The following is a 17,887-nucleotide window of genomic DNA, read 5'->3' as shown; positions in this document are numbered from 1 at the left end:
ACAAGGAAAGAAAGTATATGATTTTCGCCAAAGTCAAAGGTTGTGAGCCAAACGCGCAGGTGCGAGACTCCTGCGGGAGTGCAGGCCAGGGGAGACCCCGCAGATATTAGTTTGCTTGAGGAGGCTCCCGGACTGCCCGCGGTCGCGCTCAGTTGATGCGAGCAACCGGAGCGTAATCAAAATCCGGCATGATTTAAGGACCGGGCGTTTTTGTGCCCGGTTTTTCTTATTGACCAGATTAATCAAGTATTAATCCATGACATTCTTCGACTATTTGAATGGGATCTGAATAAGAAAGGCTATTACCATGTTATAATGAAAGAAAATGGGTCGATTATGATTATGATCAACGTGAGAAAGAGGGAACAAATTTGGCAGAATTAACAGCCGGCATGATTACAACCCTAGAGGTTTCACATAAAGCACCTTTTGGCTATTTTCTCAGTGACGGCGGAGATCAAGAAGTCCTTCTCCATGAGAATGACGTGACCCGCTCATTAGGCGAGCATGAAAAAATCTCCGTATTTCTCTATCAGGATCATCAAGGACGAATCGCAGCAACGATGACGCTTCCCACGGTTCGTTTTGATGCCTTTGATTGGGCAACCGCCGTTTCTCTGCATAAAAAGTACGGCACTTTTCTCGACATTGGCATTAACAAGGATCTTTTGCTTTCCAAGGACGATATGACGTATGAATGGGAAAGCTGGCCGCAGCCCGGCGATCGTGTGTACTGCAGCTTGAAACTGGATAAGAAACAGCGCCTTTTCGCAAGATTAGCGGATGAAACGGAGATCCGGAGAATTTCCATTCCGGCGCCCGAGAAACTGCAGAATAAAAATGTACATGCCACCATTTACCGCCTTGTTCTGGACGGAGCCCATGTACTGACCGATGAAGGATATATCGGATTCATTCATAACGCAGAGGTCAATGGAACCATCAGATTGGGACAAGCATTCGATTGCCGAGTCATCGATGTGAAGGAAAACGGCAGCCTGAACCTTTCCATGAAGCCGCGCAGTTACGAAATGATTGAAGGAAACTCCGAGAAAATCATCGCTTATATGAACAGTCGCGATGGGGCCATGCCTTATTGGGATAAAAGTCTTCCTGAAGACATCAAAAAGAGATTCGGTATCAGCAAAGGCGATTTCAAGAAAGCCCTTGGCCAGCTGATGAAAGAAGGCAAGCTGTTCCAAAAAGACGGCTGGAGTTATTTAAAACAAGAGGAATAAAAAAAAGGCCTGATCAGGACATCTGTCCTGACCGGGCCTTTTTGCATGTCACGCCACAGCACGCCGACGTTCCATGAGCCGATGATAGATGATGCCAAGAAAATAACTGACCGCATCAAATGCGACGATAAAGAAGCTGACCGGTGCATTGGTATAATAACCGGAAACAAGACCGAACCAAACGCTCAGTACAGCAATCAGTGAAGAAAGAAGGATCATTCCAAATATGGACTGAGTATAAAGTCTGGCGGCTGCAGCAGGCACGGTCATTAACGAAAAGACGAGTAGTGCGCCGACGATTTGAATCGTCACACTGGTTGCTACAGCCATAAGCAGTAGAAAGCCAATCGAAATCCAGCGGATCGGCAATCCGGCAGCTTGAGCTCCGACCTGATCAAAAGAATCGAACTTGAGCCAGCGGTAACCTGCGCAGAGAGCAATCAGTACAAACAGGGTAATGGCAACAATCTGCCAAATGTCCTGCAAATCAATGCCCACAACACTTCCAAACAGCAAGGTGCGCGAATAATTTCCTTGAATGTTCCCCAGCGACAAAAATAAAATACCCAGGCCAAGTGCCAAGCTGAGAATGACACTGATCGATGCATCTCGTCGAAACATTCGTACCCCCATCTGTCCGACACCAACAGATCCGGCTAATGTAAAAGCAAGCAAACCCACTAGCGGGTCAATACCGGCATAAGCCGCAAATGCAGCGCCGGCAAAGCCGATGTGAGAAATGGTGTGTGCAACAAATGAGAGCGAACGTGCAATAATGAAAACACCGATCACACCGCACATGATTGCAATGAGCGTCCCCGCGATAAATGCGTGCTGCATAAAGTCGTACTGAAACATCCTTTTCCCTCCATATTAACCATTACGAAGAACTGCTTCTCCTATATATCGTCAGTCTCATCCGGTGTTACCTAGAGGAAGCTGAAACCGAAAGTCCTGAGGAGGCGGACCCCTCATGATGAGTAACGCCTTCATCGAAAGACGATTGAAAAACATTTTTTAACATCGCTTGATCATCAAGAATGCTCTGCACATCCCCTGTTTTATAGTACCCTCGAGTCATGAGCAGGATATGATCCGCATACGCTCTGACCATTTGAAAGTCATGACAAATAAAAAGAACAGTTACGCCCCATTCATGAACGGCCTTCTTCACAAGTTCCATCATGCGTGTCTGAGCATCAGGATCGAGATTCGCTGTTGATTCATCAAGTAGGAGCAAATCCGGGTGCCGCACAAGTGCCTGGGCCAGAAAAACCCGCTGACGCTCTCCTCCGGATAATTTGCCTACTGGCTTTTTTGCTAAGCGATCCGTGTCGGTAAAAATCATCATTTCATGTAGGATTCTTTTTTCACGCCTTGACGGCCATGGAAAAAATGAACTCACTTGTCCGAGTGAAATAAAATCCCTGGCACAAATCGGCATGTCATCATCAATCACCCGTGATTGCGGTACATAACCGATCACCGGTTTTTTCTGATCACAGCTCAGCACAATTTCGCCGTGTTGAGGATGAATCAAGCCAAGAATCGATTTTAACAGGGTTGATTTTCCCGCTCCGTTTGGTCCGATAATGGCATACATTTGACCTGGCGAAACATCTAGCGAAAGATCCTTCAAGATTTCTTCTCCATTAAAACTGACTTGAAGATCATTGATCTGAACGCGACGAAGCATTGAAAAACCCTCCCCTATATAAATTTTTTTCATGTTTTCATAGATAACAAATAATGTAGTAACTTTCCAGATTAAGAGAAATGTCGCACTGATAAATAGTAATGATTTCGATTTGTTTTGTCAAGACATTGGCTGCCGCCAAGGTTTGAAATAAAAAGGAGAGAAACTGATTGCCTGCTTCTCTCCAATTCATCCCGTAATTTGATTAATTGGCGCTTTGCGCTTCTTCAATTTGTTTCAGTTGATCAAGCATCCAGTTTTTATAATCTTTTCCTGCAGGCAGGGTTTCAGTCACTTTGATGACCGGTACCTTGTTTTCGTCTGCAAGTTTCATCATTTTCTTCACGGTCGGGCTGATTTCCTGTATATTGCTGACAAAGAAGGCAATACGTTTTTCTTTAATATCCTTTTGCATGGCTGCAATGTCCTTAGGCGATGGATCTGTTTCCTGCTCGACTGCAATTTCAAAATGATTATTAGCTACTTTATAGCCGAGTGCATCCAACGTATAGTCAAAAACAGGTTCGGATACATCGACAAGTCCTTGATTCGCATTTTTACTGAGTTTTGCAATTTCATCCTTAACCGGCTTAATACTTGCAATATAGGTCTTCGCATTTTCCTTGTATTCATCAGCATGCTTCGGATCTATTTTCGCTAGTTTGCCAGCAAGATAATCAGCGAGCATTGGCATCGTTTCCGGCTGATACCAAAGATGCTCATTGTCCCCATCCTTTTTGTTCATAACATCTTCACCAACGCGGACAATCGTTTGATCCTTTGAATTCTTTGCTAAGTTGCTCATCCAACCGTCATAACCGATCCCATTGTAGACTACGAGCTTCGCTTGGCTGACCGCTCTAGCGGTTCCCGTTGTCGGTTCATAGTCATGCGGATCCATGCTTGGTTTATTAATAATTGAGGTCACATCCACATGGCTGCCGCCAACCGCTTTAGCGACTTCCCCATAAAAATCTTCGGCAGCGACAATGCTGATTTTATCGGAAGATGAACGTCCTCCTGAAGCCGAATTATTGCCGCAGCCTGCTAAAATACCAACTAATAAAATTAAGGTGAGAAATAAGAAATTCATTTTTTTGAAATGGTTCATCTTTTTTAATTCCCTTCTGTTCTATGTATCAATAAAACGTAATTATTACGTTTTATCCACAAATATAAATAGTAATGATTACGTTTTAATCTGTCAAGTACCAATCTGATTAATCTCCAATTGATCCCGTGAAGGTATCCGACCACACTCATCTAATCGGCAAGCGCACACCTGAATGAGTCGAGATAAAGGTTGATTGGCCAATGTTGAAGATGCCTTCTCCTATTACCAGCTCGCTTTTCTCACGCCTGGAATCTGACCTTTATGCGCGTATTCACGAAAAGCGATACGCGACATATCGAACTTGCGCATATAGCCATGCGGACGCCCGGTCAATGGACAGCGATTGTGCAGCCTTGTGGGTGATGAATCACGAGGAAGTTGTGCTAAGGCAGCATAATCTTTCTTCTCTTTCAATTCATGTCTCAATTCAGCATATTTGGCAACGATTGCTTCACGTTTCAGTTCTTTGACTACTTTCGATTTTTTAGCCATTCAAATAATCCTTCCTTTTTTAAATCGTAATAATTACGTTTTACATTTTCTATTTAAGCACCTAATGTCTTCAATTGCAAGTCGGAGCCTGTACAAATGTTCTAAATCAGCATGTATTTCATAGGGATAGTAACAGATTATTAATTTGCCAAGATGAAGCAGCTATCGCATAAAAGGAGACAAGCATACATGCACACATCGACTCTTAAACGCATCAGCCATCCCATGACACTTATCTTTTTCGTCTTTCTCTTTCTGCTTATTTACTTTTCAGAGAAAACAAATGGTATTGCCCCAAAGCAAATACCAACGCAGTTCTACAGTTTTAACACTATCTTTTTAAGTATGGTCATTGAATCGCTGCCCTTTATTTTAATCGGCGTTGTAATTTCTGTTCTGATCCAGTCTTATGTTCATGAAAATTTTATCCATCGCTTATTTTCCGGCAGAGGTTTGCTTGCCATGATCCCGGCAGCATTGACCGGCATCGTTTTTCCGATCTGCGAGTGTGCGATCATCCCCGTTATACGCAGTCTAATTAAAAAAGGCCTTCCGCAGCATCTTGGCGTCGTCATGATCGCATCCATTCCGATCATCAATCCGATTGTTTTTTTGTCCACGTTCTACGCCTTTCAAAACAATCCTGTTATTCTTTACGCACGCATGACGATTGCGCTTCTCGCGGCACTTCTCATCGGCGGTTCTGTTTATTTTTTGTTCCGAAAGCAATCGATCTTGAAGGAAAGCGCGAGCATGCGCGAGACAGGCGTAATCAGTTGGCAGGCTTTTTATGAAGATGCACATCACCGGCACCATCATCACGAGAACGAACGACCTGAACTTCATGATATCTTTCTGCATATCAGCGGCGAATTTTTCGATACAGCCAAATATTTCATTTTCGGTGCAATCATCGCCAGTTCATTTCAGACATTCTTTAACCAGCATCTGCTCTCCACGGTTGGTGCGAATCCGTCCATCGGTCCGGCATCCATGATGGGGATGGCTTATCTTTTGTCTGTATGTTCAACATCCGATGCGTTCCTTGCTTCTTCATTTTCCGGCATGTTCTCACCCGGTGCCATTACAGCTTTTCTCGTTTTCGGCGCAATGCTGGATATTAAAAACACGATGATGCTGGTTGGCGCTTTCAAGTTCAGATTTGTCATCGTCTTTATGATTCTCTCTGTAACGGTCGTTTATATATTCAGCAGACTTATGGATCTTTTCGTGTGAGGTGACGGATATTGGATGATCAGCGACTTGCATTTCATCATTATTTAAGAGGTATTGCGCTTGGAGGAATAGCACTGTTTCTCTTTCGGCTCGCACTCTATGGTGATCTTAAATATTATTTATCGCCGAAACTTGAAGGCTACACAAAGATAGCCATCGTTGTTCTTGCTCTGCTCAGCTTCATGCACTTTATCTTGCCCCCTGATCATAACCATTGTGAAGGCTGCGAGCATGAACACGCGCATGCCCTCCCCAAAAAAGGGCTGCATTCATTCATTTTCTTTTGTCTGTTTTTTTTACCCGTCCTCTCTGGGTTCATTTTTCCGAACCATACCTTGGGCAGTGATGTGGCTGCAAACCGAGCTATGAAACAAGCGCCATCTGTTCAGAGCACAGCAAAAAAATCAGGATCTGTCAAACCCGCCGGTGCACTGAGAAATCCGATCAGCCAAAAACAATTTAATGCGTTAAAAAAGAAACTGCTTAAGCAGAAAATCATTACAGTCGACGATTCCCATTACACATATATTTTAAATATGCTTGAGCAGGACCCGAATGCTTTTAAAGGAAAGCAGTTCATTATGACCGGGTTTGTCTATCGTGACAAACAAGTGCCTGCTCATGAGATCGTCACCGCACGATTCGATATCTCTTGCTGCATTGCCGATGCCTCAGTATATGGAATACGTACAGAAGGAAATGTTGCCGATTTAAAGAAGGATAATTGGATTCGTGTCCGCGGTACCATTAATACAATGAAGCAATCAGGCAGCACGATTCCCGTACTCGCTCATGCACAGGTAACGCAAATTAAAGAACCAAGTCATCCTTATGTTTACGATAACGGCATTCTTCTCGACTAACTTTTCATAATAAGGTCTGCTTTTTCTTAACTTCACGAAAACATATATTATAATAAGGATTGAAAGACTAAATATGATCGTTAATCCCTTGGAGGTATGAATGTGAAAATTGCAATGGCAAGTGACCACGCCGGCTATGAATTAAAAGGCGAAATTAAAGCTTGGCTCGAAAACGAAGGCCATGAAGTGATTGATTTCGGTACAGACAGCAAGGAATCCTGCGATCTGTCCGACTACGTCTATCCCGCATCGCTCGCAGTCGCAAAAGGCGAAGCAGACCGTGGCATCTTTGTCGACGGCGTCGGATATGGGAGTGCACTGATCGCAAACCGAATCTATGGTTTGAATGCCGCTGTTTGTCAAGATCCGTTCTGTGCAAAGCTTGCCCGTCAGCACACTGACAGCAATGTGCTATGCATTGGTGGAAAAATCATCGGTTCAGGAATCGCTCTGGAAATCGTCAATGTATGGATGCATACCGATGTACTGAGCGGCATCGAGAAATACACGAACCGGATTAAAAAGGTTCAGGCTATTTCCGAGAAACACCTAAAAAAACTATCCGAAATCTGAAAATCGTTCAGTCAAAAACAGCCTCTCACCGAGGCTGTTTTTTTTCGTTATTCATCATTGAATGGTTAAGAACCCTCCGCTATTCTCGTGAAAAATGCAATTTAGATTTAATGCGCTTAGGCGGATTGAACCCATTATTTAAATGTGCTATAGCATATCTTACTTTTTAATTTCTCTTCGCTTCGGAACTGATCCGGAGCAAAGGCAAGGGATACTTAAGGAGTTTTTTTGCGCGAAATTTTAGTCTATACGGCACCCATTTTTTAATCAAATATTAAAGTTTCATTGTGAAAATAACCGTAGAAACAGTTGAATCCATTGACCGTATGTTACAGTGTTACATCCTTTTTGCATTCGCATCAACACTTCATGACAACCGCATTTTTGACGCAAAAGGAAACGAACTTTTTACATTAAGAGGGTATAAAGAATTAGGGGAAGTGTAAGTGCAACTAAGTTTTCAGCTTCGCCAGAGGCTTGGCGAAGCCAAGTTTTCTAACACAAATAAGAAAGTATAAAGATTTAGAGGAATTTAGTGTAAGTGCAACTAAGTCTTCGCCTTCGTCAGAGGCTTGGCGAAGCCAAGTTTTCTAACACAAATAAGAAAGTATAAAGATTTAGAGGAATTTAGTGTAAGTGCAACTAAGTCTTCGCTTTCGTCAGAGTCTTGGCGAAGCCAAGTTTTCTAATGATCATTAATCAAAAGGGAGAGAAGAAACTGATGACGAAAATCAGAGACAGTTATTTTGATAACGCCAAATTCTTCTTAATCTTGCTTGTCGTTTTCGGACACAGCCTAACGAATCTTAAATCCGATATACCTGAGATTTATTCACTGTACACGTTTATCTTTTTATTCCACATGCCCGCGTTCATCCTTATCTCAGGCTTCTTTTCGAAGCATTTCAACAAGCAAGGTTATGTGAAAAACTCGATCATAAAGATGATTACTCCATACTTAATTTTCCAGATTATTTATTCCTATTTCTATTATGTGACCGGGTATACAAAAGCCTTTAAAATTGATTTAGTGTCCCCGCACTGGACACTTTGGTTTTTAATTAGTATGTTGTGCTGGAAGCTGATGATCATACCGTTCTCAAAGCTTGGAAAATTCGGCTTTCCCATTGCGGTCATGATTGGTATCGGTTCTGGTTTTATTGATTCATTTGGGACAGACTACAGCATTTCCCGCACACTTGCATTCTTCCCCTTCTTTTATCTGGGCTATTTATTGAAGAAGGAGCATTTCACGGAGTTATTGACGCGTACTTCCATTCGAATCGGCTCTCTCTTTGTATTAGTTGGCGTTTACCTTGCCTGTCATTTCATTTTCCCTAAAGCTCTTCAGGACTGGGTTCTGCATGATTCGTCGTATCACGCATTCGGGTTGTCGAATGTGGAAGGCGGGCTTACACGTCTTGCTGTATACACCGTATCCTTTATTACCATTTTCGCTTTTATGGCGTTGATTCCGAAGAAACGATTTTCCTTTACAACACTCGGAAAAAATACATTGTACATCTATCTGCTTCACGGATTTTTTATCAAAACGTTTGTCTTGTTCCCAATTTATGACAACATTCAAGACTTATATCAATATTCATTTCTGTTTGCTGCATCGCTTGCGCTCTGTTATTTTCTCGCCAGCCGCCCTGTCAGACTGTTTACCAAACCGATTATTGAAGTTCAGATGCCTCATCTGCAGCAATAACAAAACAAGATGATGAAAATCTCCGAGCGACATCGGAGATTTTTTATTTTGATCGTACAAACAGAACTGATTCGATACTTAGGTATCGAATCTTCATGAGATTGGGGACGTTGCATTGAAAATTTCGTGCATTGAACCTTGATTTTCGTGCATTGATCCCTACTTTTCGTGCATTGAATTTCAGTTTTCATGCATGGACTTGGCTCGGACTCTTTTTTATGCGTTGAACCGGGATTTTCGTGCATTGAACCTTGGTTTTCGTGCATTGATCCCTACTTTTCGTGCATTGAATTTCAGTTTTCATGCATGGACTTGGCTCGGACTCTTTTTTATGCGTTGAACCGGGATTTTCGTGCATTGAACCTTGATTTTCGTGCATTGATCCCTACTTTTCGTGCGTTGAATTTCAGGTTTCATGCATGGACTTGGCCTGGACTCCTATTTATGCTCTGAGCTTTGGTTTTCGTGCATTGAATAATTTCATCTAAAAAAAGCAGGTGGAGTCACTCCACCTGCTTCTCTCTTCTATTCAATTGATCTGCGTTGATCAAGCCTTCGGAACGGGAGTAACTCTGTTCTTAATTTCCTTCAGAATATCCGCTTTGAACACATCATAGGCGACTGTCTTAGAATCCTGTTCGCCGTATTTACGGACATTCACTGCATTTTGCTCGATTTCCTGATCACCGATTACCAGCATATACGGAATCTTGTGCGTTTGAGCATCACGAATCTTGTAACCAAGCTTCTCGCCGCGCAGATCGGCATGAGCACGAATGCCGACCTTTTTCATGTCGGTCACAAGCTTCTTGACATAGTCAATATGCACATCTGCGACCGGAATAAACTGCACTTGTGTCGGCGCAAGCCAAGTTGGGAACGCACCGGCGAAGTGTTCGATCAGGATGGCGAAGAAACGATCAAGCGACCCATAAATGGCACGGTGGATAACGACCGGCCGTACCTTTTCATTGTTCTCATCAATGTACGTAAGATCGAATTTCTCCGGCATTTGATAATCGAGCTGAATCGTTGCACATTGATGTTCACGTCCGATGGCATCCTTAATATGGAAGTCAATCTTTGGACCGTAAAACGCGCCGTCGCCAGCATTGATCGTATACGGCTGATTAATAGCTTCAAGTACATGCTTTAATCCTGCTTCTGCCTGCTGCCACAATTCCAAGCTGCCCATGTGATCTTCAGGCATGGTTGAGAGCTCTACCGTATATTCAAATCCGAATGTTTTATAGATCTTGCCAATCAATTGGAAAATATTCTTAATTTCACTTTCGATCTGATCCGGGCGAACAAAGATATGTGCGTCATCCTGACAGAACGTGCGGACACGCAGCATGCCGTTCAGCGCGCCACTCAATTCGTGACGGTGCACTTGGCCGAATTCTGCAATACGAATCGGCAGATCGCGATAGGAATGCAAGGTATCCTTATAAATCAACATGTGGCCGGGGCAGTTCATTGGTTTGAGTGCATAGTTCACATCGTCCACTTTCGTGAAATACATATTTTCATGATAGTGATCCCAGTGGCCGGAGTTTTCCCACAGCCTCTGATTCATCATCAATGGCGTGCGCACTTCGTCGTAATCCACCTGGCGCTGTAATTCACGCGAGAAGTTTTCCAGTTCCGTACGGATGATTTGGCCATTGGTCAGATAGAACGGCATGCCAGGTGCTTCTTCAGAGAACATAAACAGTTCCAACTGTTTGCCCAGCTTGCGGTGATCTCGTTTTGCTGCTTCTTCAAGGAAATGAAGATGTGCATCCAAATCCTTCTGCTTCAAGAACGCGGTTCCGTAGATACGCTGCAGCATTTCATTATCGCTGTTGCCACGCCAGTAAGCACCGGATACGTTCATCAATTTGAACACTTTAATCTTGCCGGTTGACGGAAGATGCGGTCCGCGGCAAAGATCAACATATTCGCCTTGAGAATAGATCGTGATCGTCGCGTCTTCAGGGAGGTCGCGAATTAACTCAAGCTTCAGATGGTCATCAAGCCTCTTGAAAAGATCGATGGCTTCTGAGCGGCTGACTTCCTTACGCACGATCGGCAGATTTTCACTTACAATTTTTTTCATTTCTTTTTCGATCTTAGGGAAATCTTCATTGGATAATGAATGTTCCATATCAACATCGTAATAGAAGCCATTCTTGATTACCGGACCAATGCCTAACTTAACATCCGGATAGATCCGCCTTAATGCTTGTGCCAAAAGGTGTGCACAGCTGTGACGCATGATTTCCAGACCATCTTCAGAGTCCAGTGTGACGATTTCAAGCGTTGCATTTTCTTCAATCGGGCGGGTCAAATCATACAGATTGCCGTTGACTTTACCTGCAACTGCCTTTTTCTTGAGGCTTGAACTGATTGATTCTGCGACCTGTTCCGCAGTAACGCCTTTTGGAAATTCCCGAACCGATTGATCGGGAAAGGTTAATGATACGGATGACATAACTTTCACTCCTTTGAAAAATAGAAAACACCCGTCTCTAATAAGAGACGAGTGTTTAAGCTCGTGGTTCCACCCTTGTTCCGCAACCCGCGCGAGGTCGCGACACTTGATCAGATAACGGCTGTGCCGTCAGCGACTACTACATCGTTCATCGCTGAAGCTCCAAGGTGGTAAGTTCATTGTATTTCGTTGGGAAGTTCGCAGCAGGCTTCCCTCTCTGAGAACGATCACAACAACTCGTGTCCTCTTCAACGCTTTTATACTTTAACTATTATTAATGTCCTTATTGTATGCGTTTCGACTCAGAAGTGCAAGTATCCATAAATATCAGCAACTTGTTAACTTGCTTCATAAAATTTTAACTAAAATAAATTATTATCACGCAAATATCTTATTGATTTTATTGGTACCTGGTGTTAACATTTACTAACACTTTAACTTATTAAACACTTTACATCTTTGGGAGGCACAATCATGTCATTTTTACTTTGTTTTCTGGCAGTCATGCTCTTCATGCTTATTGGAGAATGGGTGTCAACTGCATCAAAAGCTTATATTCCATCCGTCTTTGTCACAGCCGTACTTTTTATCATCGGCTTCTGGACTTTTATTCCTAAGGATGTCGTCACTCAAGCATCTTACAATACAGAGTTTGTTCAAATCTGCATCGCGCTACTACTAGTACATCTAGGCACATTAATGAACCTGAAACAGCTTATTGCTCAGTGGAAAGCCGTAGCCATTGCCCTTCTAGGTGTCTGTGGGACCATTCTTTTCACCTTGACCATCGGCACTCTAATTTTCGATTGGCATACAGTCGTTGCCGCTGTTCCTCCACTGACCGGCGGACTGGTTGCTGCACTCTTGATGACCGACGGACTTAAAGCCGCCGGAATTACTACCCTGGTCGCACTTCCGGTTTCCATGTTCATTACCCACAGTCTGATCGGCTACCCAATTACATCAATGATGCTGAAAAAAGAAAGTCAGCGTTTGATCAATAAGTTCCGTACCGAATCAATCACACTAGACCCGAACCGTCAAAAAATGACAATGAACGGTACGAACAGTGCATCGGAGAAACGTATTTTCGGGCTTCCGGACGATTATCAAACCTCTGCATTTATCCTTGTCCGTGTCGCACTGGTCGCGCTCCTTAGTCTGTATGTCGCTCAATTAATGCACGGCATCATTAATTCATTTGTCATTTGTCTCATTTTCGGTGTGATCGCACATCAACTCGGTATTCTTGAAACCAATGCGTTAAATCGTGCAGGCGTTTTTAATTGGTTGATTTACGGACTGTTAGCCTATGTCTTTTCACAGCTTAATCTGACAACACCATCCATGTTGGCACAGATCATTATTCAGATTGTTGTTTTAATTATTCTTGGTATACTAGGAATGTATCTAGCATCTCTTATTCTCGCAAAACCGTTTGGAATGAGCAGACCGATGGCATTCGCTTGCTCACTCACCGCACTATTTGGTTTTCCTGCAGACTACATATTGACTACGGAAGTTTGCAAAAACAATTCAAGCACGTCTGATGAAGAAGAATATCTTCTTGAAAATATTCTTCCGAAAATGCTGGTTGGCGGATTTGCAACTGTATCCATTGCTTCGGTAATTATCGCTTCAATATTTTTGAAATTAATCTAATGCTTAAGTGAGAGGGGCTACTGCAATGTCAAAAACACTTTATCATCATTTTGCGCTGTTTGACGGAATCACAGACCGCTTCGAACCTAACGCGTATTTTGTCGTCGATGATGAAACCGGAAAAATTGTCGAGACGGGGACAAATGCCCCATCCAAAGCAGACCGGACCGTTGACCTGGGAAATAAATTCGTCATGCCAGGTCTGATTAATGCTCATACACATATCACTTCTGATGTATCCGGAAAACTCGAACCGCTTGGGTCGCCTAAATTGACACCGATTCTTGCAACGAAGATTGCACTTGATAATCTGCAAGATCTTTTGAAGCATGGCGTCACCTATATTCGCGATGTAGGCGCAGACTTTGACGTCGATATTGAACTTTCGAAGCTGGAAAAGGGAGGCCACATTCTGTCACCGGGTATCTGTGCATCAGGACGCCCGCTTGCAATGACCGGGGGCCACTTTTGCACCATCGGCTACGAAGTGGACAGCCCTGACGAGGCACGGAAGGCAGCACGCAGTGCCTTGAAGAATGGTGCCGACAATATTAAATTGATGGCAACCGGCGGTGTTTCATTCGGTGGCGAATCTCCTGACGATGTTCAGCTGACCGAAGAAGAGATGCGTGCCGCTGTTCTTGAAGCACACCACAAAGGCAGAACCGCTAATGCACACGCCCAAGGAACCGAAGGAATTAAAAATGCACTGCGCGCAGGTGTTGATTCAGTCGAACACGCTTTTTATCTTGATGACGAGGCGATCCAAATGTTTCTTGAGAAAGATACATTTATCGTTCCGACATTAATTGCTGTTTACGGGATCTCTGATCGCGGCGAGGGACAAGTTCCCGATTTCATGCTTGACGTCGCGCGGGAAGTGAAAAAAGCACATATTGAGAGTATCAGTAAGGCTGCCAAGGCAGGAGTCAAGCTGGCGATGGGGACCGATGCCGGAACACCGAACAATGATTTTAGGAACGACTCGGGATTCGAACTCCAACTCATGGTCGAGGCAGGCTGCACACCGCTTCAGACACTGCAAGCGGCAACCGTCAATGGTGCTCGACTGCTGAAAATTGACAATGAGTTCGGCACCCTTGAAGCGGGAAAATTTGCAGACTTCATCGTTCTCGATGGAAATCCGCTTGACGATATCAAAAGTGTTCAAGAAGAAAAACGCGTCTTTAAAAAGGGCAAAGAAATTCTCTGATTTAAACCGAATTTATGAATACTTAACGCCGAAGCATTGTGCGGATAACCGCTCTGATGCTTCGGCTTTTTTTCGTTTGAAATTGAGTACTGAACAAGCCCTGTCCTGATTTTATAGACCTATTTTTACTTAGCAGCCAACACTTTTGTAACAAACAAATCGACGATCTCGGGATCAAATTGCGTTCCCGCATTCTTTTTCAAAATTTCAATTGCTTTGTGCTGCGCTATTTTTTGTCGATAGGGCTGATCGGTAACCATAGAGTCATAAGCCTCAACAACACTGATAATTCTTGAAGGCAATGGAATCTCTTCGCCTTTTAAACCAAGCGGGTAGCCTTTCCCGTCCATTCGTTCATGGTGGCAAAGGATAAACTGGGATATGCTCATAAATTCATTGGATAACTTTAAAATATGGTACCCTTTTTCCGGATGAAGTCGAATACGCGCCCATTCTGACTCGGTCAGATGTTCTTTTTTGAACAAACTATCTTCAATCGTGATCTTCCCGATGTCATGAAGCAAGCCCGCTGTTCGCAACTCATTCAAATCGTTTGCATCCATGTGCAATTTCCGGCCGATTTCCATGCAAAGTCTGCTCACCCTCTGCGCGTGGCGCTCTTCTGAGGGGAGCTTCGCATACAATGTATTGGTGATCATATTAATCGTTCTGCTGCGCATACTGTTGCCTTCAAACAGTTTATGCTGATACATGTTATTCTCTGCCTCGGAAAAAATATAAGTCATCGTCTCTATGGCAGATTTGCGAACCGCCCATCCAAATGAGACAGAGAGAACAGTGTGGTGGACACTGTTCGCTGCATGCAGATGACGATGAATTCGCTCAATCCTCTGTTCCGCTTCTGCCTCATCAACATTCGGCCAAAGCATGACAAATTCATCCCCGCCAACGCGTGCGATGATATCTTCAACTCCATTATCCTTTTTCAAAATTTGAGAAATGCGGATGAGAAGATCGTCGCCTGCCTGATGTCCGAATGCATCATTTGTTAACTTAAGCCCGTTAACATCAGCCAACACCAGGGTTAAAGGATCATTTGCGGACTGCTCCAAACGCTTTAACGCTTCATCATAGAATCGTCGATTATAGAGTCCCGTCAATTGATCATGATAGCTTAAATAGGCAATATTCGCTTCTGATTTTTTTCTCTCCCCTATTTCGCGTGAAACACCAATGACTTCAAGTTCTCGTTTCTCGTTAAAACGCAGACGAATGGATGCCTCCGTCCAAATCAAGCTTCCATCGGCACAATATTGTTGCAGCTCTTTGATAAATGTGTTGGACCTGTCTTGATATTCACGCAATGCTTCTGCCTTTTCTCTGACTGTATTCTTAAGAATGCGTAGCGAGTCCGGGGCAAAAGTTTTCTCCAGGCTTAGATTTTCTGCTTCTCGCTGAGTGATTCCCCGCAAATTTTTAACCGAAGGGCTAATGTACTCGAAGAATTCATGGGTAAAATTGTACACCCAAATCACATCGGATGCGTATTCGGCAATCAACCGATACTTTTCTTCGCTTTTCTTTCGTTCTTGTTCCGCCTTAACCTGATTCGTAATGTCGTTAACAAAGTATTGCACAGCCGGCTCCCCATCCCAACTGATCCTTGTGCCGCTTGCCTGTGTCCAAATAATGGAACCGTCTTTTTTTACAATGCGCAATCTGAATTTTGAATTTTCGTTATCGGTTTCTAATCTTTTTTTGTAAGCTAGAATACACTTACTCCGGTCCTCAGGCAAAATAAACTGAGAAAAATCCGTATTCAGGAGTACTTCTAATGAATAACCGGAAGTACGTACTGTCATTGGATTAGCAATCCGGATTCTATTGTTTTGAATGACAAATATAGCCTCAGTAGAATTTTCAAAAATGACCTTGTATTTTTCCTCACTTAATTTAAGAGCTTCTTCCATTTGCCTTTGATCCGTGATGTCACTCAGAAAATTCAAGCTGGCCGGCTTGCCTTCCCAATCGATACGTACCGACTTCATCGCGATCCACCGGAGCTCGCCATCAGCTGTATAGATACGAAAACGTGAGATCGAGCCGTTTCGTTTCCCACTCATTTGTTTATAATGATTGATCATTATAGGTTCCCGATCTTGCGGCGCTATAAAGTCTGCAAATGGTCTGGAGAAGAGATAGGATTGGCTGTATTTGGTGATCTCCTGAACAAAGTGATTGCACATTTTCACATAACCATTTTGAGCAATAACAATTGCTTCCGACACATTGTCAAAAAGCAAGTGGTAATTTTCCTCACTATTAGCTGCGGACAGCTCGAGCTTTTTCTGTTCGGTGATATCCTGATGAACAGATAGAATACATGGTTCATTATGATAGGTAAGCAGCATCGAATCGCATTTCGACCAGAATGGTGTATCATTATTTTTCCTCAGTAAAACTTCATCACCCTGGGACACTTTTTGCAAAGAAATCCGATTAATAAATGATTCACTATCCTTCTCATTAGCAAAAAAATGCTTTGCTTGTTTGGTGTGGATTAACTGATCGTCCACTTCAAATAATGATTTAGCTTTATCATTTACATAGAGAATTTTCCCACTTAATGCGACAATAGTAACTGCGAGCGGAACACGTTCGAGTGCTTGACTAAATGCTTGGTCATTTCCATTATTTACTTCTGAAAGTTTCTGCAATTCAAGAAACGATTCTTGTTTTGGAAAAGCATCAACGATATTCGTCCAAAATCTATTTTTTTCAAATGAATATTCACAGATCTTATAGCGATGCCTCATAATCGTTGAAGTGATGTCGAATAGCTTCGTTCCACCATGAAGTGCCACATCTGCAAGCTGTTGAAGGAGATGATGAAACTGATCTTCTCCAATTTGCGGAATAACTTCAGAGAAACGTTTGCCCAAAATCGACACATGCTTCAAACCGAGCATTTCCTTAAACTGCTTATTTGTTTTTAAGAAAACAAAATCATGTGGATAACCATCTTCGTCAAGAATCATTTCTTGATATGCGACGCCTATCGGTAACTTATCATCAATCGTCGTCATTTATTCAACCCCATAACCCTTTGCCTTTATCTCTATTTGCTCAATCAATTTAGAATTCCGTGCTTTTGTGGATGCTCTTCGGAGGTTAATTCTTAGATGAAATAGTTATTTTGACCCAATCCTATTATCTTATTGTTTATATCGGAAAAGTGACACTGATTGTTAAATCTCCGCAATTAATCACTAGTGTACGACAACCTATACCTATAGTGAACAATAATGCCCTGTCAACCATTAATGCCGCGGTCCAAGAAGTATCACAGAGACACCGATGATACATATAAATGCGCCGATCCAATCATAAAGATCCGGAGCATGACGATCGACACCCCAGCCCCAAATGAGCGATAAAACGATAAACACGCCGCCGTAAGCTGCATATACTCTGCCGAAATTGGGAAATGCCTGTAACGTCGCGATGACCCCATAGACTGCCAAAACGACCCCGCCGACAAGGCCAAAATATATTGATTTTCCTTCTCTTAGCCACTGCCAGATTAAATAGCCGCCGCCAATTTCGGCCAATCCGGCACAGAGAAATAAAAAGATAGCACGTAACATTT

14 protein-coding genes and 1 other annotated feature are annotated in these 17,887 nt (G+C 43.1%); of the genes, 7 read left to right on the top strand and 7 right to left on the bottom strand.

Annotation, left to right across the window (positions count from 1 at the left end; all coding sequences use genetic code 11):
* Window positions 1-371: 371 nt before the first annotated feature.
* Window positions 372-1,238 (top strand): CvfB family protein, encoded by an 867-nt coding sequence (locus NOM01_RS16725; protein WP_255749720.1) that lies wholly within the window; start codon window positions 372-374, stop codon window positions 1,236-1,238.
* 48 nt (window positions 1,239-1,286) lie between these two features.
* On the opposite strand, the gene NOM01_RS16720 is transcribed toward NOM01_RS16725, so the two are convergent.
* From NOM01_RS16720 to rpsN, 4 genes are all read right to left on the bottom strand, one after another.
* Window positions 1,287-2,096, bottom strand: a complete 810-nt coding sequence (locus NOM01_RS16720) for a metal ABC transporter permease (protein ID WP_255749719.1) — start codon at window positions 2,094-2,096, stop codon at window positions 1,287-1,289.
* A gap of 67 nt (window positions 2,097-2,163) precedes the next feature.
* Window positions 2,164-2,934, bottom strand: a complete 771-nt coding sequence (locus tag NOM01_RS16715) for a metal ABC transporter ATP-binding protein (RefSeq protein ID WP_255749718.1) — start codon at window positions 2,932-2,934, stop codon at window positions 2,164-2,166.
* 205 nt (window positions 2,935-3,139) lie between these two features.
* On the bottom strand, window positions 3,140-4,045 hold the full coding sequence (locus tag NOM01_RS16710) for a metal ABC transporter solute-binding protein (protein ID WP_255749717.1): 906 nt from the start codon (window positions 4,043-4,045) through the stop codon (window positions 3,140-3,142).
* A 225-nt stretch (window positions 4,046-4,270) separates the two neighbouring features.
* Window positions 4,271-4,540, bottom strand: a complete 270-nt coding sequence (gene rpsN / locus NOM01_RS16705; RefSeq protein WP_255749716.1) for a 30S ribosomal protein S14 — start codon at window positions 4,538-4,540, stop codon at window positions 4,271-4,273.
* Between the two features lie 189 nt (window positions 4,541-4,729).
* On the opposite strand from rpsN, the gene NOM01_RS16700 reads away from it, so the two are divergent.
* The 4 genes from NOM01_RS16700 (at window position 4,730) to NOM01_RS16685 (ending at window position 8,926) form a co-directional block, all read left to right on the top strand.
* On the top strand, window positions 4,730-5,776 hold the full coding sequence (locus NOM01_RS16700; protein WP_255749715.1) for a permease: 1,047 nt from the start codon (window positions 4,730-4,732) through the stop codon (window positions 5,774-5,776).
* Between the two features lie 11 nt (window positions 5,777-5,787).
* Window positions 5,788-6,639: a TIGR03943 family putative permease subunit gene (locus NOM01_RS16695; protein WP_255749714.1), complete on the top strand. Its 852-nt coding sequence runs from the start codon at window positions 5,788-5,790 to the stop codon at window positions 6,637-6,639.
* Between the two features lie 102 nt (window positions 6,640-6,741).
* On the top strand, window positions 6,742-7,212 hold the full coding sequence (locus NOM01_RS16690; RefSeq protein ID WP_255749713.1) for an RpiB/LacA/LacB family sugar-phosphate isomerase: 471 nt from the start codon (window positions 6,742-6,744) through the stop codon (window positions 7,210-7,212).
* Window positions 7,213-7,933: 721 nt separating this feature from the next.
* The gene (locus tag NOM01_RS16685; protein ID WP_255749712.1) at window positions 7,934-8,926 is read left to right on the top strand and encodes an acyltransferase family protein; all 993 of its coding nucleotides are present in this window, start codon (window positions 7,934-7,936) and stop codon (window positions 8,924-8,926) included.
* Between the two features lie 547 nt (window positions 8,927-9,473).
* Here NOM01_RS16685 and thrS read toward each other — a convergent pair.
* The gene (thrS, locus tag NOM01_RS16680; protein ID WP_255749711.1) at window positions 9,474-11,402 is read right to left on the bottom strand and encodes a threonine--tRNA ligase; all 1,929 of its coding nucleotides are present in this window, start codon (window positions 11,400-11,402) and stop codon (window positions 9,474-9,476) included.
* A 40-nt stretch (window positions 11,403-11,442) separates the two neighbouring features.
* Window positions 11,443-11,663, bottom strand: a binding site (T-box leader).
* A gap of 213 nt (window positions 11,664-11,876) precedes the next feature.
* On the opposite strand from thrS, the gene NOM01_RS16675 reads away from it, so the two are divergent.
* Both NOM01_RS16675 and NOM01_RS16670 read left to right on the top strand, forming a co-directional pair.
* On the top strand, window positions 11,877-13,064 hold the full coding sequence (locus tag NOM01_RS16675) for a hypothetical protein (protein ID WP_255749710.1): 1,188 nt from the start codon (window positions 11,877-11,879) through the stop codon (window positions 13,062-13,064).
* Between the two features lie 25 nt (window positions 13,065-13,089).
* Window positions 13,090-14,277: a metal-dependent hydrolase family protein gene (locus tag NOM01_RS16670; protein ID WP_255749709.1), complete on the top strand. Its 1,188-nt coding sequence runs from the start codon at window positions 13,090-13,092 to the stop codon at window positions 14,275-14,277.
* Window positions 14,278-14,402: 125 nt separating this feature from the next.
* Here NOM01_RS16670 and NOM01_RS16665 read toward each other — a convergent pair whose 3' ends face one another.
* Together NOM01_RS16665 and NOM01_RS16660 are read right to left on the bottom strand one after the other, a co-directional pair.
* Complete coding sequence (locus tag NOM01_RS16665; protein ID WP_255749708.1) at window positions 14,403-17,324, bottom strand: PAS domain S-box protein; 2,922 nt, start codon at window positions 17,322-17,324, stop codon at window positions 14,403-14,405.
* Between the two features lie 234 nt (window positions 17,325-17,558).
* Complete coding sequence (locus NOM01_RS16660; protein WP_255749706.1) at window positions 17,559-17,885, bottom strand: YnfA family protein; 327 nt, start codon at window positions 17,883-17,885, stop codon at window positions 17,559-17,561.
* Between the last annotated feature and the right edge of the window lie 2 nt (window positions 17,886-17,887).

The organism is Sporolactobacillus sp. STSJ-5, assembly GCF_024385605.1.
In the GTDB taxonomy this organism is placed as follows: Bacteria; Bacillota; Bacilli; order Bacillales; family Sporolactobacillaceae; genus Sporolactobacillus.
Note: the sequence above shows the minus strand (reverse complement) of the source record. Positions and strands in the feature narration are given on the sequence as shown.